25 protein-coding genes, 1 tRNA gene and 1 rRNA gene are annotated in these 23,550 nt (G+C 70.0%); all 27 read left to right on the forward strand.

Features of this window, described 5'->3' with window-relative positions; translation table 11 throughout:
• Positions 1–197 precede the first annotated feature (197 nt).
• A 5S ribosomal RNA gene (gene rrf, locus ABIC28_RS16895) occupies positions 198–314 on the forward strand.
• An 84-nt stretch (positions 315–398) separates the two neighbouring features.
• Positions 399–1,343 carry a tetratricopeptide repeat protein gene (locus ABIC28_RS16900; RefSeq protein ID WP_097213396.1) on the forward strand — a complete coding sequence of 315 codons (945 nt, stop codon included), beginning with the start codon at positions 399–401 and terminating at the stop codon, positions 1,341–1,343.
• Positions 1,340–2,344, forward strand: a complete 1,005-nt coding sequence (locus tag ABIC28_RS16905; protein WP_354579972.1) for an HAD-IIA family hydrolase — start codon at positions 1,340–1,342, stop codon at positions 2,342–2,344. Before ABIC28_RS16900 ends, ABIC28_RS16905 begins: the two co-directional genes overlap by 4 nt.
• 82 nt (positions 2,345–2,426) lie before the next feature.
• Positions 2,427–2,654 carry a hypothetical protein gene (locus ABIC28_RS16910; RefSeq protein ID WP_097213395.1) on the forward strand — a complete coding sequence of 76 codons (228 nt, stop codon included), beginning with the start codon at positions 2,427–2,429 and terminating at the stop codon, positions 2,652–2,654.
• A gap of 1 nt (position 2,655) precedes the next feature.
• On the forward strand, positions 2,656–3,471 hold the full coding sequence (locus ABIC28_RS16915) for a TlyA family RNA methyltransferase (RefSeq protein ID WP_097213394.1): 816 nt from the start codon (positions 2,656–2,658) through the stop codon (positions 3,469–3,471).
• Positions 3,468–4,451, forward strand: a complete 984-nt coding sequence (locus ABIC28_RS16920) for an NAD kinase (protein WP_097213393.1) — start codon at positions 3,468–3,470, stop codon at positions 4,449–4,451. The genes ABIC28_RS16915 and ABIC28_RS16920 overlap by 4 nt, the downstream gene beginning before the upstream one ends.
• Entirely contained in the window at positions 4,441–6,222 is a 1,782-nt protein-coding gene (gene recN / locus ABIC28_RS16925; RefSeq protein WP_354579975.1) for a DNA repair protein RecN, read from the forward strand. Before ABIC28_RS16920 ends, recN begins: the two co-directional genes overlap by 11 nt.
• Before the next feature lie 114 nt (positions 6,223–6,336).
• Positions 6,337–7,521, forward strand: coding sequence for a putative cytokinetic ring protein SteA (gene steA, locus ABIC28_RS16930; protein ID WP_077041782.1), 1,185 nt, complete (start codon positions 6,337–6,339; stop codon positions 7,519–7,521).
• Positions 7,518–8,471: a copper transporter gene (locus ABIC28_RS16935; protein WP_143548504.1), complete on the forward strand. Its 954-nt coding sequence runs from the start codon at positions 7,518–7,520 to the stop codon at positions 8,469–8,471. The genes steA and ABIC28_RS16935 overlap by 4 nt, the downstream gene beginning before the upstream one ends.
• A gap of 158 nt (positions 8,472–8,629) precedes the next feature.
• Positions 8,630–10,381 (forward strand): CTP synthase, encoded by a 1,752-nt coding sequence (gene pyrG / locus ABIC28_RS16940; protein WP_097213390.1) that lies wholly within the window; start codon positions 8,630–8,632, stop codon positions 10,379–10,381.
• 14 nt (positions 10,382–10,395) lie between these two features.
• Positions 10,396–11,076 (forward strand): NUDIX domain-containing protein, encoded by a 681-nt coding sequence (locus ABIC28_RS16945; RefSeq protein WP_097213389.1) that lies wholly within the window; start codon positions 10,396–10,398, stop codon positions 11,074–11,076.
• 2 nt (positions 11,077–11,078) lie between these two features.
• The gene (locus ABIC28_RS16950) at positions 11,079–12,002 is read left to right on the forward strand and encodes a site-specific tyrosine recombinase XerD (protein ID WP_179800666.1); all 924 of its coding nucleotides are present in this window, start codon (positions 11,079–11,081) and stop codon (positions 12,000–12,002) included.
• Between the two features lie 11 nt (positions 12,003–12,013).
• Positions 12,014–12,436 (forward strand): DUF1622 domain-containing protein, encoded by a 423-nt coding sequence (locus ABIC28_RS16955; RefSeq protein WP_097213388.1) that lies wholly within the window; start codon positions 12,014–12,016, stop codon positions 12,434–12,436.
• Positions 12,437–12,543: 107 nt separating this feature from the next.
• A complete protein-coding gene (locus tag ABIC28_RS16960; protein ID WP_245220943.1) occupies positions 12,544–12,684 on the forward strand; it encodes a hypothetical protein in 141 nt (46 codons plus the stop codon).
• A 154-nt stretch (positions 12,685–12,838) separates the two neighbouring features.
• On the forward strand, positions 12,839–13,804 hold the full coding sequence (locus ABIC28_RS16965) for a ParA family protein (protein WP_373560286.1): 966 nt from the start codon (positions 12,839–12,841) through the stop codon (positions 13,802–13,804).
• Positions 13,805–14,713 carry a segregation and condensation protein A gene (locus ABIC28_RS16970; protein ID WP_097213386.1) on the forward strand — a complete coding sequence of 303 codons (909 nt, stop codon included), beginning with the start codon at positions 13,805–13,807 and terminating at the stop codon, positions 14,711–14,713.
• A complete protein-coding gene (gene scpB / locus ABIC28_RS16975) occupies positions 14,710–15,408 on the forward strand; it encodes an SMC-Scp complex subunit ScpB (protein WP_097213385.1) in 699 nt (232 codons plus the stop codon). The genes ABIC28_RS16970 and scpB overlap by 4 nt, the downstream gene beginning before the upstream one ends.
• Positions 15,409–15,420: 12 nt before the next feature.
• Positions 15,421–16,698 carry a pseudouridine synthase gene (locus ABIC28_RS16980; RefSeq protein ID WP_179800665.1) on the forward strand — a complete coding sequence of 426 codons (1,278 nt, stop codon included), beginning with the start codon at positions 15,421–15,423 and terminating at the stop codon, positions 16,696–16,698.
• Between the two features lie 56 nt (positions 16,699–16,754).
• Positions 16,755–17,417 (forward strand): (d)CMP kinase, encoded by a 663-nt coding sequence (gene cmk, locus ABIC28_RS16985; RefSeq protein ID WP_097213416.1) that lies wholly within the window; start codon positions 16,755–16,757, stop codon positions 17,415–17,417.
• The gene (der, locus tag ABIC28_RS16990; protein ID WP_097213383.1) at positions 17,414–18,847 is read left to right on the forward strand and encodes a ribosome biogenesis GTPase Der; all 1,434 of its coding nucleotides are present in this window, start codon (positions 17,414–17,416) and stop codon (positions 18,845–18,847) included. The genes cmk and der overlap by 4 nt, the downstream gene beginning before the upstream one ends.
• 163 nt (positions 18,848–19,010) lie before the next feature.
• Positions 19,011–19,084: transfer RNA gene (locus tag ABIC28_RS16995), tRNA-Pro, on the forward strand.
• Between the two features lie 69 nt (positions 19,085–19,153).
• Entirely contained in the window at positions 19,154–19,774 is a 621-nt protein-coding gene (locus ABIC28_RS17000; RefSeq protein ID WP_354579982.1) for an NUDIX hydrolase, read from the forward strand.
• 69 nt (positions 19,775–19,843) lie between these two features.
• Positions 19,844–20,887 (forward strand): SMP-30/gluconolactonase/LRE family protein, encoded by a 1,044-nt coding sequence (locus tag ABIC28_RS17005; protein WP_097213415.1) that lies wholly within the window; start codon positions 19,844–19,846, stop codon positions 20,885–20,887.
• 44 nt (positions 20,888–20,931) lie between these two features.
• Positions 20,932–21,564: a cardiolipin synthase ClsA gene (gene clsA / locus ABIC28_RS17010; protein WP_097213381.1), complete on the forward strand. Its 633-nt coding sequence runs from the start codon at positions 20,932–20,934 to the stop codon at positions 21,562–21,564.
• A 50-nt stretch (positions 21,565–21,614) separates the two neighbouring features.
• A complete protein-coding gene (locus ABIC28_RS17015) occupies positions 21,615–22,421 on the forward strand; it encodes a DUF881 domain-containing protein (RefSeq protein WP_097213414.1) in 807 nt (268 codons plus the stop codon).
• A complete protein-coding gene (locus ABIC28_RS17020; RefSeq protein ID WP_072749712.1) occupies positions 22,418–22,786 on the forward strand; it encodes a small basic family protein in 369 nt (122 codons plus the stop codon). Before ABIC28_RS17015 ends, ABIC28_RS17020 begins: the two co-directional genes overlap by 4 nt.
• Before the next feature lie 6 nt (positions 22,787–22,792).
• Entirely contained in the window at positions 22,793–23,542 is a 750-nt protein-coding gene (locus ABIC28_RS17025; protein WP_097213380.1) for a DUF881 domain-containing protein, read from the forward strand.
• Positions 23,543–23,550: the final 8 nt, after the last annotated feature.

Consider the following 23,550-nt stretch of genomic DNA (forward strand, 5'->3'; position numbering starts at 1 on the left):
AGCACGGTAACGTGTGCAGGTGACTGGTACTAATAGGCCGAGGACTTACCACAAAGAAGCTACGCGTCCACTGTGCGGTATCTGAAACAACACACAGATACCATTCACCCCCACCAACATCGTGGGCACCCTAGAAAGGGTTGCCGGCCTGTTGGGTTCGGGCGAGGGGAATTGAATGTGTGACAGTTTCATAGAGTTACGGCGGCCATAGCGGAGGGGAAACGCCCGGACCCATTCCGAACCCGGAAGCTAAGCCCTCCAGCGCCGATGGTACTGCACTCGACAGGGTGTGGGAGAGTAGGACACCGCCGAACATCCGTTACCGAAAGGGGACCCAATATACTGGGTCCCCTTTCGTGTTTTTTCTGCATAGCGTGTGTTGTCTGAAAGGAGATGCTGTGTCGGACAACAACGAAGGCCGTCGTTCGTATGGGAGCGGCGGTTCTGACCGCAGTCGGTCGGGGGACAACCGTGGCGCAGGCGCCGGCGGCCCCCGCGGCGGGAGAGGCGATGGCCCCCGCGGCAACACCGGCGGCGGAGCCCGTGGCGGCAGCGGCGGAGGCCGGCCGGAACGGCGCGGCGACGGTCCGCCGAGGCGTCGTGGCGGAGAGGGCAGCTTCGGGCCGCCCCCGCGCGACGGTGGAGCGCACGCCGAGCGACGCGCCCCGCGACCGGAAGAACCGGATCTGCCCGAGGACGTCCAGGCGGGCGAGCTCGACCCGGCCGTTCGTCGGGACCTGCTCAGCCTCGACAAGTCGAACGCCAATGCGGTGGCCCGTCACCTGGTGATGGCAGGCAAGCTGATCGACGACGACCCGCGCCTCGCGCTGGCGCACGCGCGTGCCGCCCGTCAGCGGGCCGGCCGTGTCGCGGTGGTCAGGGAGACCGCGGGCATCACCGCGTATCACGCGGGCGAGTGGGCCGAGGCCCTCTCCGAGCTGCGTGCCGCACGGCGGATGGCAGGCGGACCCGGTCTGCTCGCCGTCATGGCCGACTGTGAACGCGGTCTCGGCCGACCCGAGCGGGCGATCGAGCTCGGGCGCAGCGACGAGGCCAGGACCCTGTCCGGCGACGAGGCGACGGAGCTCCGCATCGTGGTCGCGGGCGCCCGGATGGATCTCGGCCAGTTCGATCAGGCCGTGGTGACCCTGCAGACGCCGGAACTCGATGCCGCCAAGGATGGCCCGACCGCGGCCCGCCTGTTCTACGCGTACGCCGACGCCCTGGTGGCGGCCGGCCGCGTCGAGGACGGCCTCAAGTGGTTCCTCAATTCCGCTGCCGCCGATCACGAGGGCGACACGGACGCAGAGGATCGGGTGGCCGAACTCTCCGGCGACCAGTGACGGTGGGGACCCCGCCGTCACTGCGTGACCTGCACGATGTGCTGCTGCTGGACCTCGACGGAACCGTGTACCAGGGCGCACACGCGATTCCCGGGGCCAGGGAGGCGCTCGTCGGCGGGTCCGCACGGCTGTTCTACGTCACGAACAACGCGAGCCGCAGCCCGTTCGCGGTCGCGCAGCACCTGCGTGAGCTCGGCTTTCCCACCGCCGAATCGGAGGTGGTGACGAGTTCGCAGTCCGCCGCGCGGTTGCTGGCGGAGGGCCTCGAGCCGGGTTCGTCGGTCCTGATCATCGGCACCGAGGCGCTCGCCGAGGAGGTTCGTCTGGTCGGGCTCAAGCCTGTCCGGAGGTTCGACGAGAACCCGGTGGCCGTTGTTCAGGGGCATTCCACGGAGACCGGCTGGGCGATCCTCGCGGAGGCCACGCTGGCGATCCGCGCGGGAGCGCTCTGGGTGGCCGCGAATGTCGACACCACGCTGCCCACAGAACGTGGGCTGTGCCCGGGCAACGGCGCGATGGTGGCCGCGGTGCGGGCCGCGACCGGCCGCGAGCCGCTGGTTGCGGGCAAGCCTGCCCGTCCGTTGATGGACGATGCCCTGCGGCGCAGCCGTTCCGAGCGACCGCTGGTGGTGGGTGACCGGATCGACACGGACATCGCGGGCGCGAACGCGGTCGGTGTGGACTCGCTGCTGGTGCTCAGCGGCGTCAGCTCCGTCGCGGACCTGCTGCGCGCGCCCGAGTCGTACCGGCCCACCTATCTGGCGTCCCGGCTGGCCGAACTCGATCTGCCGGCCGAGCGGTTGAGCGTCCGCCCGCATCCAGGGGTGAGCGTGCGCCGTGAGGGCTCCGATCTGGTCGTGTCCTGCGATGCCGCCTCCGGCCCGGACCGGCTCGACGTCGTTCGAGCGGTGCTGGACGCGGCCTGGGCCGGACCCGAGTTCGACGGTCTCCGGGCCGAGGACCCGGTCGCCGCGGCGGCCGTGGCGGACCTCGTCGGTTGATCCAGGCAGCGACGCCGCGGGCGGGTTTTCGCCGTGTCGCGGTGTGGGCGTGCGGGCCTCGAATCGGCTAGCGTTGGCCCCGATGAGTACGCCAATGCCACGCCCCGGGCAGCACCTTCCCGGACCGCCGACCACCGTCGACCCCGATCGCATCCACGCCGAGGTCGACGGGCTCCTGGCGCGCCTGGACTCGGTCGGGCCCGCGGACGACGATGCGAACGGTCACGGCCGGATCCCGGGACAGGCCCAGATCCTCGAGCAGGCGCACGAGGTCCTGGTGCACGCGCTCGCCACAGTGGACAAGATCTGAGGTGGCTCGGCGCGCACGGGTCGACGCCGAGCTCGTTCGGCGGGGATTGGCCCGATCAAGAGAACACGCTGCCCAGCTGATCGGGGCCGGCCGGGTCCTCATCGCGGGGACCGTCGCGGTCAAGGCGGCGACCGCGGTCGAGGCGGGCACCCCGCTGTTGGTGACCGAGGAGGTCGACGAGGTCTCGTGGGCCTCGCGCGGCGCACACAAGATCCTCGGCGCGCTCGACGCTTTCGAACCCTCCGGGCTCTCCGTCGACGGTAAGCGGTGTCTCGACGCCGGTGCCTCCACCGGCGGATTCACCGATGTCCTGCTCAGTCGCGGCGCCCGCGAGGTGGTCGCCGTCGACGTCGGGTACGGGCAGTTGGTGTGGCGACTGCAGTCCGACGACCGCGTCACCGTCGTGGACCGGACCAACGTGCGTTCGCTGGAGCCCGAGCAGACCGGGGGACCGGTCGAGGTGGTGGTCGCGGACCTGTCGTTCATCTCGCTCAAGCTCGTCCTGCCCGCGTTCGTCCGTTGCACCGCCGACGGCGCCGACCTGGTGCCGATGGTTAAACCGCAGTTCGAGGTCGGCAAGGACCGGGTCGGGTCCGGCGGCGTCGTGCGCGATCCCGCCCTCCGGATCGAGGCCGTCGTCGAGGTGGCCGAGGCCGCGGACGCGCTCGGACTCCGGACCCTGGGAGCGGTGGCCAGCCCCCTGCCCGGCCCGTCGGGCAACGTCGAATACTTCTTGTGGCTGCGGAAGCAGGCCGAACCAGGGGTGGATTCGGTGCGTGAGGTCATCGAGCGAGCGGTACAGGAGGGGCCCCAGTGAACCCGGAACCGGCGACGCCGTCGCCGACCCGCGAGATCCTGGTCGTCGCGCACACCGGCAGGGCCGAGATCACCGCAACCGCGCTGCGGGTGGCCAAGATCTTCGAGAAGGCCGGCATCGGATTGCGGGTGCTGGCGACCGAGGCCGATCGGACGGATCCCACCGCGTCGCACGACCACGATTCCTTCCGCCTGCCCGACCTCGCGTTGCGCGTCGTCGAGCCGGGTCCGACGGCCGCGGTCGGCTGCGAGCTGGTGCTGGTCCTCGGCGGCGACGGCACGTTCCTGCGGGGAGCCGAACTGGCAAGGGCCGCATCGATTCCGGTGCTCGGCATCAATCTCGGCCGGATCGGGTTCCTCGCCGAGACCGAGGCGGAGCATCTCGAGGAGGCCCTCGCGATGGTGGTCCGGCGCGAGTATCGCGTCGAGCACCGGATGACGCTCGACGTGATCGTCCGGGTGGACGACGAGGTCATCGAACGCGGGTGGGCGCTGAACGAGGCCAGCATCGAGAACGTGTCCCGGCTCGGCGTGCTCGAGGTGGTCCTCGAGGTGGACGGTCGCCCCGTCTCGTCGTTCGGCTGCGACGGTGTGCTCGTCGCGACGCCGACCGGTTCGACCGCATATGCGTTCTCCGCGGGCGGTCCCGTGGTGTGGCCGGAACTCGAGGCGTTGCTGGTGATCCCGAGCAATGCGCATGCGTTGTTCGCGCGGCCGCTGGTGACCAGCCCCGAATCGCTGATCGCGGTCGAGACCTTCGCCGGTGGCCACAACGGACTCGTCTTCTGCGACGGCAGCCGCACCATGAACCTCCCGGCAGGCGGCCGGGTGGAGGTGGTCAGGGGCCGGGAGCCGGTGAAGTGGATCCGGCTCGACTCCGCACCGTTCGCGGACCGGATGGTGCGCAAGTTCGAGCTCCCGGTCAAGGGTTGGCGGGGACGAAGGACCGACGGCGAAGGGGGCAACACCAGTGCTCGCTGAAATCCGGATCGACGGTCTCGGTGTGATCTCGAAGGCGGCGGCGCAGTTCCACGAGGGGCTGACGGTCCTCACCGGTGAGACCGGTGCGGGCAAGACGATGGTTGTCACCAGCCTGCATCTGCTGAGCGGTGCCCGCGCCGACACGGGCCGGGTGCGGCTCGGCGCCGACCGCGCCGTGGTCGAGGGCAGGTTCTCCACCGCTAACGCGTCGGCCAGGGTGGTCGCCGAGGTGGACCGGTTGCTCGAGTCGACCGGCGCCGAGCGGGACGAGGACGGCACGATCATCGCGCTGCGCACCGTCGGCAGCGACGGCCGCTCCCGTGCCCACCTGGGTGGACGGAGCGTGCCCGCAGGGGCCCTCTCCGAGCTGACCGGCCCACTCCTGACGGTGCACGGCCAGAACGATCAGCTCAGGCTGCAGCGCCCCGATCAGCAGCGGCAGGCCCTCGACGAATTCGGCGGCGCCCCCATCGGGTCCCTGCTCGACAAGTACCGGTCCCTGCGCGCGGAGTGGATCGAGGCCCGTGACGAGCTCGCCGAGCGCACCCGCAGCAGCAGGGAGCTGGCGCAGGAGGTCGACCGGCTCGAGTTCGGGCTCAACGAGATCGCCGCGGTGGCCCCCCAGCCCGGCGAGGACCTCTCGATCGTCGCCGACGTCCGGCGCCTGAGCGACCTCGATTCGCTGCGATCGGCGGCGGCCGATGCGCAGGTTTCCATGCTCGGCGGGGCGGCCGAGGCGGATGGCATCGACGGCGGCGCCGACGGCGTGGGCGCGCTGGACCTGCTGGGGGACGCGCGCGCCCGGATCGAGTCCTCCGACGACCCGGCGCTGACGGCGCTGGCCCCACGACTGGCAGAGGCCATCGCGGTCGTCACGGACGTCTCGTCCGATCTGACCGGCTATCTGGCGGACTTGCCGTCGGATCCGGGTGCTCTCGACACCCTGCTGAACCGTCAGGCCGAGCTCAAGACGCTGACCAGGAAGTACGCGGCCGACGTCGACGGGGTGCTGGAGTGGGCCGATCAGGCCCGCGAGCGGTTGTCCAAGATCGACGTCTCCGCCGAGGCGCTGTCGGCGCTGGCGGCCCGGGTGGACGACTGCGCGGCCGCGGTGGCCGTCGCCGCCGCCGCACTGAGCCAGGCCAGGACGAAGTACGCGGTCAAGCTCGGCAAGGCGGTGACCACCGAACTCGGTGGTCTCGCGATGGGCAAGGCCCGGCTGGAGGTCACCGTGCAACCGCTCGTGGCGGGCGCCCAGGACGCCGCGCCGCTGACGGTTGACGGTCGCGAGCTGCACGCCGGGTCCTCGGGGGTCGACGAGGTGGAGTTCCGGCTCGCCGCGCACAGCGGGGCCCAGGCCCTCCCGATCAGCAAGAGCGCCTCGGGCGGCGAGCTGTCGCGGGTGATGCTCGCGCTCGAGGTGGTGCTGGCAGGCGCCGAGGGCAGCGCGACGATGGTGTTCGACGAGGTCGACGCAGGCGTGGGCGGCCGCGCCGCGGTGGAGATCGGCAGGCGCCTGGCGCGGCTGGCACGTACCCACCAGGTCATCGTGGTGACGCACCTGCCACAGGTGGCCGCGTTCGCCGACACCCACCTGGTCGTGGACAAGGTGGACGGCCGCAAGGCCGCCGACAGCGGGGTGCGCACCCTGACCGACGGCGAGCGCGTGGTCGAGCTGGCCCGGATGCTTGCGGGTCTCGACAACACCCAGACGGGTCGGGCGCACGCCGAGGAGTTGCTCGCGACGGCGAAGGCCGCGCGCAGCGAATAGGCGCGGGGTCCAACCCCGATCACTACTGCCTGACGTCGCCCCGTATTGCCTCCTGACAGCTCGGGTCGGCGCGCCTCCGCTGGTCCGGGCCCCGTCGGGGTCATCATCGAGGGCATGAAAATGCCGTCCCTGTTGTCACGAAACACCGAATCGTTGCCGGGGATCAGCGGCATCGCCCGGGTCGACCGAGACACGACGAAGCTGTTGCGTCGCGTCGGCCCAGGCGACATCGTGGTCCTCGACGAACTGGATCTGGACCGGATCACCGCCGACGCGTTGGTGGAGGCCGGGGTGCTCGCGGTCGTCAACGTGTCACCGTCCATTTCCGGCCGCTACCCCAACCTCGGACCAGAAGTCATCGTCGCGAACGGGATCACGCTGATCGATTCCGTCGGCGACGAGGTCTTCAAGAAGGTCAAGGACGGGGCCAAGGTCCGCCTCAACGAGGGCGGCGTCTACGCCGGTGAGCGCAGGCTCGCCAAGGGTGTCGAGCAGAGCGAGGCCGAGATCTCCGACCTCATGATCGAGGCGAAGACCGGACTGGTCGATCACCTGGAGGCCTTCTCCGGCAACACCATCGAGTTCATCAGGACCGAGAGTCCGCTGCTCATCGACGGGGTCGGGGTGCCCGACATCGACGTCGACCTGCAGGACCGGCACGTGGTGGTGGTCGCCGACGGGACCGACCACGTGGCCGATCTGAAGAACCTCAAGCCGTTCATCAAGGAGTACTCGCCGATCCTCATCGGGGTCGGCGCGGGCGCGGACGCGCTGGCCGATGCCGGCTACCGCCCGGATCTGATCGTCGGAGACCCGGAGGACATCAGCAGCGCCACCCTCAAGTCCGGTGCCGAGGTCGTCCTGCCCGCGGACCCGGACGGGCACGCGAAGGGCCTCGAACGGATCCAGGACCTCGGGATCGGGGCGATGACCTTCCCGGCCTCCGGAGCGCCTGCGGATCTGGCCCTGCTGCTCGCGGACCATCACGGCGCCTCGCTGATCGTCACCGTCGGCAGCACCGTCTCGCTGGACGAGTTCTTCGATCGGGGCCGACGGGAGAGCAACCCGGCGGCCTTCATGACCAGGCTCAAGGTCGGACCCAAGCTGGTCGACGCGAAGGCGGTCGCCACGCTCTACCGCAGCCGTGTCTCGGGCGGCGCCATCGCGCTGCTCGTGCTGGCCGCACTGACGGCGGTGATCGTCGCGCTGGTCGTCTCGAACATCGGCGGTGAGGCCCTCGACTGGGCCATCGCGACCTGGAACAGCTTCGCGACGTGGGTGCAGGGACTGTTCGCGTGATCTCTATGCGTCAACACGCTATCTCGATAGCGGCGATCTTCCTGGCGTTGGCAGTCGGGGTGGTGCTCGGTTCGGGCACCCTCTCCGGTGGTCTGTTGTCCGGGCTCCGCGACGACAAGTCGGAGCTGCAGGGCCAGGTCAACGCCTTGCAGGAAACGAACAACCAGCTCGAACAGCAGCTCAACTCCGCGGATGGGTTCGATGCCGCCGTGTCCGGCCGGGTGGTGCACGACGCCCTCGCCCAGCGCACGGTGATCCTGGTGACCTCGCCGGACGCCGACCCGGGCGATCTCGAGGGCGTCACCAGGATGATCGGCGCGGCGGGTGGGACCGTCACCGGCCGGGTCTCGCTGACCGATTCGTTCGTCGACGCCGCCAACGGCGATCAGCTGCGCACCACCATCACCAACGTGATCCCGGCCGGGGTCCAGCTCAGGACCGGAGCGGTCGACCAGGGCAGCCTGGCAGGCGATCTGCTCGGCTCGGTGCTGCTCCTGAACGCCCAGAACGCGCAGCCGCAGAGCACCCCCGAGGAGCTGGCGCTCGCGCTCGAGACGCTCCGCTCCGGCGGCTTCATCGCCTACGACAACGGCACCGTCAAGCCCGCCCAGCTGGCGCTGGTGCTCACCGGTTCCGGCAAGGCCCCGGACGGGTCCGAGGGCGGCAACAGGGGCGCGATCATCGCGCGGTTCGCAGGCGCGATGGACTCCCGCGGCGCGGGCACCGTGCTGGCGGGCAGGCCGGGCGCAGCGGCGGGCAACGGTCCGATCGCCGTGGTCCGGTCCGACACGGCGCTGTCGTCGGGCGTGACCACCGTCGACAACGTGGACAGGGAAGCGGGCCGCATCACCACCGCCCTCGGTCTCCAGGAACAGCTCGCCGGGCAGGCCGGTCGGTACGGCACCGGCCCGAACGCGACGGCGATCACAGTCGGCGCTCCGGTCGGCTGAGGTCACAGCACAATGTCCGGCCCACGGGGCGATGACCAGCGGTTCGCGGCGTGCCATGCGGATAAACCGGCGCGTTGGTGTTACCGTGAAGTCCCGTGGGTCGGCAGGCCCCAGCTCTACCATTAGCCAAGCCCTGCAAGGTCGTCACGGGAGCTCTTTTGCCACTTTCACGCAGTCAATCGCGTACCGCCACCAAGCACATCTTCGTCAGCGGGGGCGTTGCCTCGTCGCTCGGCAAGGGTCTGACGGCGTCGAGCCTCGGGCAGCTGCTCACCGCCCGCGGATTGCGGGTGACCATGCAGAAACTGGACCCGTATCTCAACGTCGATCCGGGCACCATGAACCCGTTCCAGCACGGTGAGGTGTTCGTCACCGAGGACGGCGCGGAGACCGATCTGGACGTCGGGCACTACGAGCGCTTCCTGGACCGGGATCTGTCCGGGATCGCCAATGTCACCACCGGCCAGGTCTATTCGTCGGTCATCGCCAAGGAACGGCGCGGTGAATACCTGGGCGACACGGTCCAGGTGATCCCGCACATCACCGACGAGATCAAGAGCCGGATCCTCGCCATGAGCGGTCCGGACGCCGAGGGCCAGAGCCCGGACGTGGTGATCACCGAGATCGGTGGCACCGTCGGCGACATCGAGTCACAGCCCTTCCTCGAGGCGGCGCGACAGGTCCGCCACGACATCGGCCGGGACAACGTCTTCTTCCTGCACGTCTCGCTGGTGCCGTACCTCGGCCCCTCCGGCGAGCTCAAGACGAAGCCGACCCAGCACTCGGTGGCGGCGCTGCGGAACATCGGTATCCAGCCGGACGCGCTGATCCTGCGCTGCGACCGCGACGTGCCGCAGCCGCTGAAGTCGAAGATCGCGCTGATGTGCGACGTCGACGTCGACGCCTGCATCTCCACGCCCGATGCCCCCTCCATCTACGACATCCCGAAGGTGCTGCACCGCGAGGGCCTCGACGCCTACGTCGTGCGCAAGCTGGGACTGCCCTTCCGGGACGTCGACTGGACCGTCTGGGGCGCGCTGCTCAAGCGCGTGCACGAGCCGCGCGAGTCGGTCCGGATCGCGCTGGTCGGCAAGTACGTCGACCTGCCGGACGCGTACCTCTCGGTGACCGAGGCGCTGCGGGCGGGCGGGTTCGCGCATCGCGCCAAGGTCGAGATCGACTGGGTCCCCTCCGACGCCTGCGAGACCGAGGCGGGGGCGCAGGAGAAGCTCGGCGAGGTCGACGCGGTGCTGATCCCCGGTGGATTCGGCATCCGTGGCATCGAGGGCAAGCTCGGAGCCATCCGGTTCGCCCGTACCCGCGGGATCCCGCTGCTGGGCCTGTGCCTCGGACTGCAGGCCGTGGTCATCGAGGCCGCCCGTTCGGTGGGCCTCGACGACGCGAACTCCGCGGAGTTCGAGCCGGACACCAAGCATCCCGTGATCTCCACGATGGCCGATCAGGAGGAGATCGTCGCGGGTGAGGCCGATCTCGGCGGAACCATGCGCCTCGGTGCCTACCCGGCGGTCCTGGAGAAGGGCTCGGTCGTCGCGCGGGCGTATGGCTCCGAGAACGTCTCCGAGCGCCACCGGCACCGCTACGAGGTCAACAACGCGTACCGGGACCGGATCGCGAAGAGCGGCTTGAAGTTCAGCGGCACCTCGCCGGACGGACACCTCGTCGAGTTCGTCGAGCTGCCCGCGGACAAGCATCCGTTCTTCGTTGCGACGCAGGCGCACCCGGAGCTCAAGAGCCGTCCGACCCGGCCGCACCCGCTGTTCGCTGCCTTCATCGGCGCGGCGCTGAAGTACAAGGCCGCAGAGCGGCTCGAGGTGGACGTGCACCCCGAGGACGCTCTCGGGTCCGCGGAGGACGACGTCGAGTCGGTCGACTCGCCGATCGTGCGCTGACCCGCCGGTACACGATGAGCAGGCCGGGAGAGCACGAGTTCGACACCCTCGACACGCGAACCGTGTACGAGGGCGGCATCATCACGCTGCGGGTCGACCGGGTGGCCATGCCCGGCGGCCGCGCGGCGGACCGCGAGGTGGTGGAGCACTACGGCGCGGTCGCCGTGGTGGCCGTCGACGAGCGGGACCGGCTGATCCTCATCAACCAGTACCGGCACCCGCTGGGCAGACGCGTCTGGGAGCTCCCCGCCGGGCTGCTCGACGAGGCGGACGAGGATCCCGTCGACGCGGCGCGGCGCGAGCTGGCCGAGGAGACGGGCCTCGCCGCCGAGCGGTGGTCGGTGCTGGTGGACGTCGCGGTCTCGCCGGGCTTCACCGACGAGGTGGTGCGGGTGTTCCTCGCGACCGGGCTCACCGACGTGCACCAGCCGACCCCGACCGACGAGGAGGCCGACCTCGAGGTCGATCGCGTCCCGGTCGACGAGGCGGTCGGGCGGGCGCTGTCGGGGGAGATCGTGAACGCGACGGCGCTGTCCGGGATCCTCGCGCTCGCCGCCGCCAGGGCCCGCGATGGCGGTCCGGATGTGGCGGGGCGCCCGGCGGATTCGGACTGGCTCGACCGTCCGGTGGCGATGTCGCGGCGCAGGCAGGACGGCATGAGCGGAGCCCGCGAAGCGAACATCGATGGGGTATAGGAGTGCTCGCCGACCAGGTGGAGACGTACCTCGACCATCTCGCGGTCGAACGCGGGGTGGCGGCGAACACCCTCAGTTCCTATCGGCGTGACCTGATCCGCTACCAGCGGTACCTGGCGGAGCGGGGGATCGACGACCTGGCCACGGTGCGGGAGCGGGAAATCAGCGGCTTCGTCGTCGCGCTGCGCAAGGGCGATCCGGCGGCGGAGCTCCCGCCGCTGGCCCCGAGCTCCACGGCGCGGGCGCTGATCGCGGTCCGCGGGCTGCACAAGTTCGCGACCGCCGAGGGCATCACGGCCGTGGACGTCGCGCGCGAAGTCAAGCCGCACGCGCCCGGCCAGCAGCTGCCGAAGTCGCTGCCGGTGGATCGGGTGCTGGCGTTGCTCGAGGCCACCGGCGGCCCCGACGCGGCCGATCAGCCGCGGGCCCTGCGCGATCGGGCACTGCTCGAGCTCCTCTACTCCACGGGCGCCCGCATCTCGGAGGCGGTCGGACTGGACATCGACGACATCGACGCGGTCGACCGCGCCGTGCTGCTGCGCGGTAAGGGCGGCAAGGAACGGGTGGTGCCGATCGGCAGGCCCGCGATCGCCGCACTGGAGGCGTACCTGGTGCGCGGGCGTGCGGCGCACGCGGTGCGCGGCGGACCCGCGGTCTTCCTGAACATCCGCGGCGGGCGACTGTCCCGGCAGAGCGCGTGGCAGGTGCTGCGCAGCGCGGCCGATCGGATCGGGATCGCCGAAGGGGTGTCCCCACACACGCTGCGGCACTCGTTCGCGACCCACCTGCTCGACGGCGGCGCCGACATCCGGGTCGTGCAGGAGCTGCTCGGGCACGCATCGGTGACGACGACGCAGATCTACACCCTCGTGACCGTGGGGGCGCTGCGCGAGGTCTGGGCCGGCGCGCATCCGCGGGCGTTGTGAAGGGGGAGGGAATGGATACGGTCCGATTCTTCGAGCTGGTGACGGAATGGTTCGAGGTCCTCGGCGTCCTGTCGATGGTGGTGGGTTTCGCCTTTGCGTTCGTGCTCGCCGCGCGCACGTGGAAGCGGACCGGCGACGGCGCTCATGCGTTCAAGAGCCTGCGGGAGTCGCTGGGCGGAGCGATCCTGCTCGGGCTGGAGTTGCTCGTCGCGGCGGACATCGTCAAGACAGTCACCTCCGTGCCCTCGTTGACCGATGTCGCCGTGCTCGGGATGATCGTGCTGATCCGGACCGTCCTCAGCCTGTCGATCGAGATCGAGATCGACGGGGTGGCGCCGTGGCGGCGGGCCCTCGTCACCGGCCCGCAGGTGCTGGCCCGCGCAACGCGCCGATCCGCGTCGGGGGAGCCCGGCGCGACCGAGGAGGCGCCGTAGTGGCGATCGTCGACATCACCAGCGAGATCGTGATCGCGCGGCCGCGGCACGATGTCGCCGTGTACGCGTCAGACCCCGACGCGGCAACCTCCTGGTAGACACCAGAATTGGTGCTGCGCAACCGCGGTGAGCCGTCGGGCTTCGGCGCGATCGCGGCCCCGGTCATGGCCGCGGCGATGCGCCGGGCCAACTCGAAGGACCTGGCTCGCCTCAAGAGCATCCTCGAGGACACGGGCGACGGCGAGTGAGCCGTGCCGCGATCGCCATCGCTCATCGTTCCTGCTCAGGGCCGCGCACGAGCGATCCCATCTCCGCGCCCCGCGTGTCCGTTGACCGATCGCCACCCGCCAGGCGGTAGCGTTTGTGCATCAGGGACGACAGACAGGGGAGTAGCAGACCGTGGTGACACCGCAGCCGCCAGCGGCGGAGTCTGAGCGTCAGGGTGCCTACTTCTACACCCGGAAGCCGGAACCGCCTACCCGTCCACAAACCGACCGCGCCGAGGGAAACGGTGCCGCACCCGCCGAGCCTGCGCTCGGTCCGACCGGCCGACCGCTTCGCGAGGTACCCGATCCCACGCCGGTGACCGATCACGGTCCCGCCCAGATCATCGCGATGTGCAACCAGAAGGGCGGCGTCGGCAAGACGACGTCCACGATCAACCTGGGCGCAGCCCTGGCCGAGTACGGCCGACGCGTACTGCTCGTCGATCTCGACCCGCAGGGCGCGCTGTCCGCAGGCCTCGGCGTCGCACACCACGATCTCGAACTGACGGTGCACAACCTGCTCGTCGAGCCGCGGGTCTCGATCGACGAGGTGCTGATGCGCACCCGGGTCGAGAACCTGGACCTGCTGCCCAGCAACATCGACCTGTCCGCCGCCGAGATCCAGCTGGTCACCGAGGTGGGCCGCGAGCAGACGCTCGGACGGGTGCTGTACCCGGTGCTCGACCGCTACGACTACATCCTCATCGACTGCCAGCCCTCGCTCGGGCTGCTCACGGTCAACGCGCTGGCCTGCGCCGAGGGCGTGATCATCCCGATGGAGTGCGAATACTTCAGCCTCCGCGGGCTGGCCCTGCTCAACGACACGGTGGAGAAGGTGCACGAGCGCCTGAACCCCAAGCTGTCGCTGTCGGGGATCGTGGTGACGATGTTCGACGCCAGGACCCTGCATGCCCGGGAGGTCATGGCCAGGCTCGTCGAGGTGTTCGGCGATCTGGTCTACGACACGGTGGTGAACCGGACGGTGCGATTCCCCGAGACCAGCGTCGCGGGCGAACCCATCACCACCTGGGCACCGAAGTCGGGCGGTGCGGAGTCGTATCGGGCGCTTGCCCGCGAGGTGATCCACCGGTCCGGACGGTAGATGGACACCGACGAGGCCGAGCGAGTGGCCGAGGTTCCGCAAGCGGAACCAGTCGCCGAGGGGACGGCGGACGACACACCGATCGAGGAACTGCCGTCGACCGCGCAGGAGACCGCGGTCGAACCGGGCTTCCGGCTGAAGCTCCGCAACTTCGAGGGGCCGTTCGACCTGCTCTTGACGCTGATCAGCCAGCGCAAGCTCGACGTCACCGAGGTGGCGCTGCACCAGGTCACCGATGAGTTCATCGCGTACACCAGGTCCCTGGGCACCGAGATGAGCCTCGACCAGACGACCGAGTTCCTCGTGGTCGCCGCCACCCTGCTCGACCTCAAGGCTGCCCGGCTGTTGCCCTCCGGCGACGTCGAGGACGCCGAGGACCTGGCGTTGCTGGAGGCCAGGGACCTGCTGTTCGCGCGGCTCCTGCAGTACAAGGCGTACAAGCAGGTCGCGATGCTGTTCGCCGAGCTGGAGTCGGCGGCGCTGCGACGGTATCCGCGTTCGGTGTCGCTGGAGGATCAGTTCGCCGGGCTGCTGCCCGAGGTCCTGCTCGGCGTCGACCCCCGGCGGTTCGCGGAGGTCGCGGCCACCGTCTTCGCGCCGCGGCCGGTGCCGACCGTGGGTCTCGATCACCTGCACGTCCCGACGGTCTCGGTGCCCGAGCAGGCCTCGATGGTGCTCGACCTGCTCAAGCAGCGCGGCAAGGGGAACTGGGCAACGTTCGGCGACCTCGTCGCCGGTTGCGACCTGACCGTGCAGATCGTGGCAAGATTTCTGGCGTTGCTCGAGCTCTACCGCGAGCGGGCGGTCGCGTTCGAGCAGCCGGAGCCGCTCGGTGAACTGCTGGTCAGCTGGACCGGTGACGTCGACGCGGATGGGCAGACGCTGGTGAGTGCGGAGGATTACGGATGAGCGAGCTCGATCAGGCGCCCAGGCTCGACGACGACGGCGATCTCGACCAGGACGACCGGCTCGAGGACGACGAGCTGGAGTCGGCGCTGGAGTCATTGCTGCTGGTCGTGGACTCGCCCGCGAGCAACGAGGCGCTCGCGTCCGCGCTCGACGACTCCGCCGACCGGGTCGACGCTACGCTGCGCCGGATGTCCGCGGCACTGACCGAGCGGCGCAGCGGGATCGACCTCAGGTACGCCGGAGACGGCTGGCGTTTCTACACCAGAAACGAGTACGCGCCGTACGTCGAGCGGCTGCTTCTCGACGGCGCTAGGTCGAAGCTCACACGCGCGGCTTTGGAAACCTTGGCAGTTATTGCGTACCGTCAACCTTTGACCCGTGCTCGGGTGAGTGCGGTTCGTGGCGTCAATGTGGACGGCGTCATGCGAACCCTGCTCGCCCGCGGATTGATCTCGGAGGCCGGTGTGGACTCCGAGACCAAGGCGACGACGTACTCGACGACGGAGCTTTTCCTCGAGCGGCTCGGCCTCGCCTCTCTGGCGGACCTGCCCGCGTTGGCGCCGCTGCTGCCCGACGTCGACATCATCGACGACATCAGTGACGACATGGAGTCAGACCCCCGGTTCACCAAATTGGGAGCCGGCAGGGCGGGATCCGAACCCGATTTGGTTCCCGGCTTAGATAGTGAAGAGTGACAGGACACCCAAGTGAACAATTCCGCTCGCCGTGATGGCACACCGGACCGGGGCAGGAGTAATCCCGCCCACAAGAGCTCGAGCCGCAAGGACTCGCCCCAGAAGGGGTCGGGGTCGAGAGGCTCGGCACCCCGCGATTCCGCCCGTGGCGGCGAATCCCGCGGCTCCTACGATCGCACCGAGCGCGGCGGAGCCCCCCGCGGCTCCTATGGTCGCACCGAACGCGGAGCGACCCCCCGGAGCGGCGAATCCCGCGGCTCGCAGGACCGCTCCCAGCGTGGCGGCGCACCTCGTGGCGCTCAGGATCGCACCGAGCGTGGCGCGGCACCTCGCAGCGGCGCACCTCGTGGCGCCCAGGATCGCACCGAGCGTGGCGCGGCACCTCGCAGCGGCGGCTACCCCCGCGGCGGCGTGCAACGGCCGGACCTGTCCAAGCGTGGCAAGCCCAAGGCCGCGAAGCCGCAGCGCGCACAGTCCGTCGCGCCGACCATCAGCAACGCCAAGCCGGCCCGCCACCAGTACACGGAGGGCGCCGGTCCCGCGAAGCTGCCCGCAGGCGAGGGCATGCGCCTGCAGAAGGTGCTCGCCCAGGCGGGTGTCGCCTCGCGCCGCGCCGCCGAGGAGCTGATCGAGCAGGGACGCGTCGAGGTCGACGGCCGCATCGTCGTCGAACAGGGCCTGCGGGTGGACCCCGAGAACGCCGTGGTCCGGGTCGACGGCATTCGTGTCGTCGTCAAGAAGGACCTGGTACACATCGCGCTGAACAAGCCGCGCGGTTGGCAGTCGACGATGTCCGATGACCTGGGCCGACCCTGCGTCGGCGACATCGTCTCCGAGCGGGTCTCCGCAGGACAGCGACTGTTCCACGTCGGCAGGCTCGATGCGGACACCGAGGGACTGTTGCTGCTGACCAACGACGGCGACCTCGCGCACCGGCTGATGCACCCCTCGTTCGAGGTGTCCAAGACCTACCTCGCGACCGTGTCCGGTGTGGTCGATCGCAACCTCGGCAAGACGCTCAAGGCCGGAGTCGAGCTCGAGGACGGCCCGGCGAAGGTCGACTCGTTCGCCCTGCTCGATGTCAATCAGGGCAAGTCCCTGGTCAAGGTCGTGCTGCACGAGGGTCGCAAGCACATCGTGCGTCGGCTGCTCGAGGCCGTCGGCCATCCGGTTGTCCGGCTGGTGCGCACCGACATCGGTCCGGTCACGCTCGGCGAGCAGCGGCCGGGCACCCTCCGGGTCATCGGGCCCGGCGAGGTCGGCGCGCTGTACAAGGCGGTCGGACTGTGAGCGCTGCGAGCGAAGCGACGGGGGATGTGAACGAGCCAGATCGCCTAGTGGTGGCGATGGACGGGCCGTCGGGTACCGGGAAGTCGACCGTTGCCAGGCGGCTCGCGACCGGACTCGCGGCGCAGTACCTCGACACCGGTGCCATGTACCGGATCGCGACGCTGCACGTGCTGCGCTCCGGGGTGGACCCGAGCGATCCGGCGGCGGTGGCCGCGGCCACGAAGGCACTCGAGCTGACCATCGGCACCGATCCGTCCTCGGACCGGGTGCTGCTCGCCGGTGAGGACGTCACCGACGAGATCCGCGGCGGCGCGGTCACCCAGGCCGTATCCGCGGTCTCGGCGGTGCCCGAGGTGCGCACGATCCTGGTCGACAAGCAGCGTGAGTTCATCGCGCGCACGGAACGGATCGTGGTCGAGGGTCGCGACATCGGCACCGTCGTGATGCCCGATGCGGACGTGAAGGTGTACCTGACCGCCTCCGCCGCGGCCAGGGCGCAGCGTCGGAACACGCAGAACATCGCCGAGGGTCGTGGCGATGACTACAGGGCGGTGCTCGCCGACGTCGAGCGCCGCGATCATCTGGACTCCACCCGAGCGGTGTCCCCGCTCCGGCCCGCCGATGACTCGGTGATCGTGGACACCAGCGAACTCGGAATCGATGACGTGATCGGCAGGTTGCTGCTGGTGGTACGTGACAGAACTGGAGCAGTGCAGTGACCGACAGCTTTGACATCGGCGGCCCGATCGCCGGCGACGGCACCTGGAGCGAGGAATCCGACTGGGAGCTCGTCGATTTCGAGGACGGCGAGGACGGTGAGGGTCACGTCGCCGTCCCGACCCTCGCCATCGTGGGTCGTCCGAACGTTGGCAAGTCCACGCTCGTGAACCGCATCATCGGCCGCCGCGAGGCCGTCGTGCAGGACATTCCCGGGGTCACCCGGGACCGCGTCTCCTACGAGGCGAACTGGGCCGGACGCCGATTCATGGTGCAGGACACCGGCGGCTGGGAGCCCGACGCCAAGGGGCTGCAGCAGTCCGTGGCCCGTCAGGCGGAACTCGCCATGCAGACCGCAGACGCGATCGTGCTCGTGGTGGATGCGGTCGTCGGTGCGACCGCGACGGATGAGGCCGTGGCCAAGGTGCTGCGGCGCTCGAAGACGCCGGTCCTGTTGGTGGCCAACAAGGTCGACGACGAGCGGACCGAGTCCGAGGTCGCGGCGCTGTGGTCGCTCGGCCTCGGCCAGCCCTACTCGGTGAGCTCGATCCACGGCCGCGGCACGGGCGACCTGCTCGACGAGGTCCTCAAGGCACTGCCGGAGACGCCTCGGGAGGGCACCGGCGGCCAGGGACCGCGACGCGTGTCGTTGGTCGGCAAGCCGAACGTCGGCAAGTCCAGCCTGATCAACAAGCTCTCCGGCTCGGAGCGGTCCGTCGTGCACGACGTCGCGGGCACCACCGTCGACCCGGTGGACTCACTGGTCGAGCTCGGCGGCAAGGTGTGGCGCTTCGTGGACACCGCGGGCCTGCGTAAGAAGGTCAGCCACGCGAGCGGCCACGAGTTCTACGCATCCCTGCGCACCAAGGGTGCGATCGAGGCCTCGGAGGTGTCGATCCTGCTGATCGACGCGTCGCAGCCGATCACCGAGCAGGACCTGCGGGTGCTGAGCATGGTGGCGGACGCAGGCCGGGCGCTGGTACTGGCGTTCAACAAGTGGGACCTCGTCGACGAGGACCGCCGGTACATGCTCGAGAAGGAGATCGACCGCGACTTGGTCCGGGTGCCGTGGGCGCAGCGGGTGAACATCTCCGCGCACACCGGACGGGCCGTGCAGAAGCTCGTTCCCGCGCTGGAGACCGCGCTCGATTCCTGGGACAAGCGGATCCCGACTGGCCGGTTGAACACCTGGCTCAAGGAGGTCGTGGCCGCGACGCCGCCGCCGATGCGCGGTGGTCGCCTGCCCAGGATCATGTTCGCCACCCAGGCAGGCACCCGTCCGCCGACGTTCGTGCTCTTCACCACCGGCTTCCTGGAGGCCGGCTACCGCCGGTTCCTCGAGCGCCGGCTGCGTGAGGAGTTCAACTTCGACGGCAGCCCCGTGCGCATCTCGGTGCGCGTGCGCGAGAAGCGCGATCGCGGCAAGCGCTGACGCCTGCCGAGACCGGCCCGAACACTGGCAAGTCCCCGAAACCGGGGGCTTGCCAGTGTCGTTCGTGGCGTGCACTCCGATGGAGGAAACCCGCCACGAGCAGCCGATTCGCTCAGTCGACTGTCACTGATGTAATCTCATCGAGCGCCCGCAAGGGAGTGGACGGGCTGTGGCGCAGCTTGGTAGCGCACTTGACTGGGGGTCAAGTGGTCGCAGGTTCAAATCCTGTCAGCCCGACAGAAGAAGGCGGCTCCGGAGTAATCCGGGGCCGCCTTTCTCGTTCCCGCGGCGGGCTAGGGTCGACGGATGGACGCCGACCGGGAGCCGATCCTCACTCGTGACACCTGCGCCGCCGCGCTCGCGTCGTTCGAGGCGCGCACCGCCGAACGCGCCGGGCACCGCTGCGCGGCGGTTGCGCTGGCGGTGGTCACCACAGACGGGGTGCCCTCGCTGCTGCTCACCGTTCGGCCCAGCACCATGCGGGCACATCCCGGTCAGTTCGCGCTGCCTGGCGGTGGCATCGACCCGGGGGAGTCGCCGGGGGAGGCGGCACTACGCGAGCTGGCGGAGGAACTCGGCGTGCAGGCACCGTCGTCCGCGGTGCTCGGTCATCTCGACGATCTCGTGACCAGGTCCGGCTACGTCATCACCCCGGTGGTGGTCTGGGTGGGTGAGCTCGACGAACCGATTCGGCCGAATGCCGACGAGGTGGAGTACGTCTTCCAGGTGAGCCTGGCCGAGCTCGATCACGAACCGCAGTTCCTGTCGCTCGAGGGGGCCGCGGCGCCGCTGATCGAATGGCCGTTCCGGGGCGCGCGGATCTTCGCGCCGACCGCGGCGATCATCTACCAGTTCCGCGAGGTGGTCCTGCACGGGCGGCCGACCCGGGTCGACGATCTCGGGCAGCCGGACTTCGCCTCCCGGTAGGTCGTCCCGCGCCGGAGAAGCCGCCTGAAGCCACTGCGGGCGGGCCGGGTGACGTCTACCGTGGCCGCCATGGGAATCCTGCTCTCGGCCCTGCGCAGCCTCGACCGGACCGGAATCGATCCCGTGGCATGGCACCCGCCGACCCCGCCGCCGCTCACGGGTCCGTTCGCTCGCAGCACCGAGCTCGATGGTGCGGAGCGCTGGGCGATGCCGGGGAGCAAGGGACCCGAGGACGTCGCGGTCGATCACCAGGGGCGGCTTGTCACCGGCACCGATGACGGCAAGGTCTGGCGTTTCGACGAAGCCGGCCGCGCGTCCCTGATCGCCGACACCGGCGGCCGACCCCTCGGTGTCGAGATCCTCGACGACGGCAGGTACCTGATCTGCGACTGCGAGCGCGGGGTGCTGCGCGTCGACGAGGCCGGTCGGATCGAGACCCTCACCGACACCGCGCTCGGGCGACCTCTGTTGGCGTGCAACAACTCCGCCGTCGGGCGGGACGGCACCATCTACTTCACCGATTCGTCGGCGAAGTTCTCCGTGGCCGAGCATCGCACCGACGTGCTCGAGCACGGCGGCACCGGCCGGCTGATCCGGTTCGACCCGGCGACAGGGGAGACCGACCTCTTGGCGGACGGGCTGCAGTTCGCCAACGGGGTCGGACTGGCCGCGGACGAGTCCTTCGTGGTGGTTGCCGAGACCGGGGCCTATCAGATCCGCCGGGTCGAGCTCGCGGGCCCCGACACGGGACGGGTGTCGATCTGGGCCGAGAACCTGCCCGGCCTCCCCGACAACGTGACCTCGCAGACGCCCGGCGGGGTCTTCTGGGTGGCGCTGTACAGCCCCAGGATGCGCCTGCTTGACCTGTTGGCCCCGCACCCGGCGCTCCGGGTCGTCGCGGCGAACCTGCCGCAGTGGGCGCAGCCAGAACCCGACCAGCGTGGCTGGGTGCTCGGGCTCGACGCCTCGGGTGCCGTCGTGCACAGCTTGCAGGGCGGCGCGGACAGTTACGCGCCGATCACCGGTGTCCGCGAGGCCGATGGCTGGCTCTACCTGGGCAGCCTGACCGCCGATACGGTCGCCCGCGTCCCGGCGCCCCCGTCCGCCATGTGAAAAGCTGTTCGAGGCAGTTGGCGGACGAGGTATACGGGGGACGAATGGGCAGCGGAGACCGGCCACGCGAGGTGGCGGACGTCGCGACCGCGCCGATCATGTCCGACCGGATCGTCACCGTGCCGAACATTCTCAGCGTGGTCCGGCTCGTCGGTGTCCCGTTGTTCGTCTATCTGCTGCTCGGCCCGCATGCCGACGGGTGGGCGCTCGCGATCCTGATGCTGAGCGGGTTCACCGACTGGGCCGACGGCAAGCTCGCGCGCCTGTTGAACCAGAGTTCGCGGCTGGGCGCGCTGCTCGACCCGCTGGTGGACCGGTTGTACGTGGTCTCCACCCTCGTCGCGTTCGCGATCCGCGGGATCATCCCGTGGTGGGTGGCCGCGGTGCTGATCGGTCGGGACCTGATCCTCGCGCTCACCCTGCCGATCTACCGCAGGCGCGGTCTGCCGCCGCCCGCGGTGCTCTACCTCGGCAAGGCCGCGACCTTCGCGCTGATGTTCGCGCTGCCGCTGGTACTCGCCGCGCAGGGTGACTGGGCGATTGCGCCGATCGCCCGGGCCTGGGGGTATGCGCTCCTGGTCTGGGGGACCGGGCTCTATGTGTGGACCGGGATCCTGTACCTGCTCGCCGCGCGCAACATCGCGCGGGAGGTCCCGCGAACGGACCGGGCGCGGTGACCGACGGCGAGGTCCGCCGCAATCCGGTGCCCTCGCTGCTCCGGTCCCTGATGAACGACCATCTCGACCCCGGCTACGCCGCGGCGGCGGAAGACCGGGCGAGGGGGCATTCCCTGCACCGCCCGCTGCATTCCGGGAGCTGGCTCGTCGCCGGGGGCATCGTCCTCGGACTGGTCTTCGGGATCGCCTACGCGCAGGCGGACGATCGGGAGCCCGGCACCGACCAGGTGCGCAGCGAGATCCTGGCCAAGGTCCACGCCGCGGAGGAACGCGGTGGCGGCCTCGCAGGCACAAGGGACGAGCTGGCGGCGCAGACCGAGGCGCTGCGCTCCAGGGTGCTGGCCGGCGACGCCGAGGGTTCCGACGTACTGGCACGGCTCGCCACGATGGAACAGGCCGCCGGGCTGGACGCGGTGCACGGCGCGGGGCTCACCGTCACGCTGACCGACCCGGCCGCCCGTCCGGACCTGTCCGACCGCGGCAGGCCAGGCGCAGGCCCCGCCAAGGCGGTGGTCCTCGACCGGGACATCCAGTCGGTGGTGAACGCGTTGTGGTCGAGCGGAGCCGAGGCCGTCGCGGTCGGAGAGGTCCGCATCGGCCCCTCGGCCACCATCCGTCAGGCGGGCGGGGCGATGCTCGTCGACAATCAGCCGGTGTTCTCGCCGTACGCGATCTCGGCGATCGGGCCTGCGGACCGGTTGCAGACCGGGTTCGTGGTGAGCGACGCGTACCTGCGGATGTCGGGCGTCGCGCAGCTGTACGGGGTGGGCTTCACTGTCGCCGAAGAAGAAGATGTCAGCCTCCCGGCCGCGAATGCCAGGGAGATCAGAACCGCACACGAGGTGGGTGGCCAGTGAAGCCGGTCAAGGCAGTCAAGAACGGATACGCCGTCTACGGGGTGCTCGCGCTCATCGCGGGGATCGTCGCGGGCGTGGTGTTCCGTCCGCAGGTCCCGGACGCGATCCAGCCGTATCTGCCGATCGCCGTCGTCGCGGCGCTGGACGCCGTGTTCGGCGGGCTGCGCGCCTACCTGGATGAGATCTTCGACGCCAAGGTCTTCGTCGTGTCCTTCGTGTTCAACGTGCTCGTCGCGGCGCTGATCGTGTGGCTCGGTGACCAGTTGGGGGTGGGCACGCAGCTCTCGACCGCGATCGTGGTGGTGCTGGGCATCCGCATCTTCGGTAACGCCGCCGCGCTGCGGCGTCGGCTGTTCGGGGCGTGATCACCGGTGAACGGGCATGAGGGCAAGCACGAATGGCATACCGAGTTGTCCGCCTCGGCGCGCCGCTCCAGGGTCGTCTTCGGGCTGCTGGCGGTGTTGCTGTTGGCCGCGCTCGGGGTCGCCATCGCCACCCAGGTGCGGAACACCGGATCGGGCGACACCCTGGACTCGGCGCGTCCGGCTGACCTGCTGGTGCTCCTCGACAACCTCGGCCAGCGAGAGGCTTCGTTGCGACAGGAGATCGCCGGACTCGAGGAGACCCTCGCCACGCTCCAGCGCAGCGGCGGCGGCTCCCAGGCCGCGTTGGACGAGGCCAGGGCGCGCCTGACCGCGCTGTCGATCCAGGTGGGAGCCGTGCCCGCGGCAGGCCCCGGGGTGGTGCTGACGGTCGCGGACCCGGGCACGAATGTCGGCTCCGAGGTGATGCTGGACCTCATTCAGGAGTTGCGGGCGGCGGGCGCCGAGGCGATCTCCATACGTGGTGAGGGGGGTGAGCCGGTCCGGATCGGTGTCGACTCCTGGGTCACCGGTTCTCCCGGTCAGATCAAGGTCGACGGCATCGACCTGGAGGCGCCGTACGAGGTGCTCGCGATCGGCGACCCGCCGACCCTGGCGGCCGCTCTGAACATTCCCGGCGGGGTGATCGACACCGTCGCCCGCAGCGGTGGACGGCTGGCCGTCGAGCAATCTCAGCAGGTCACGATCACCGCCTTGCGGGAGACGAAGCCTCGTCAATACGCTCAGCCAGGAAACTGAATCCGGTA

The organism is Rhodococcus sp. PvR044 (assembly GCF_040548995.1).
Lineage (GTDB): Bacteria > Actinomycetota > Actinomycetes > Mycobacteriales > Mycobacteriaceae > Rhodococcus_G > Rhodococcus_G oryzae.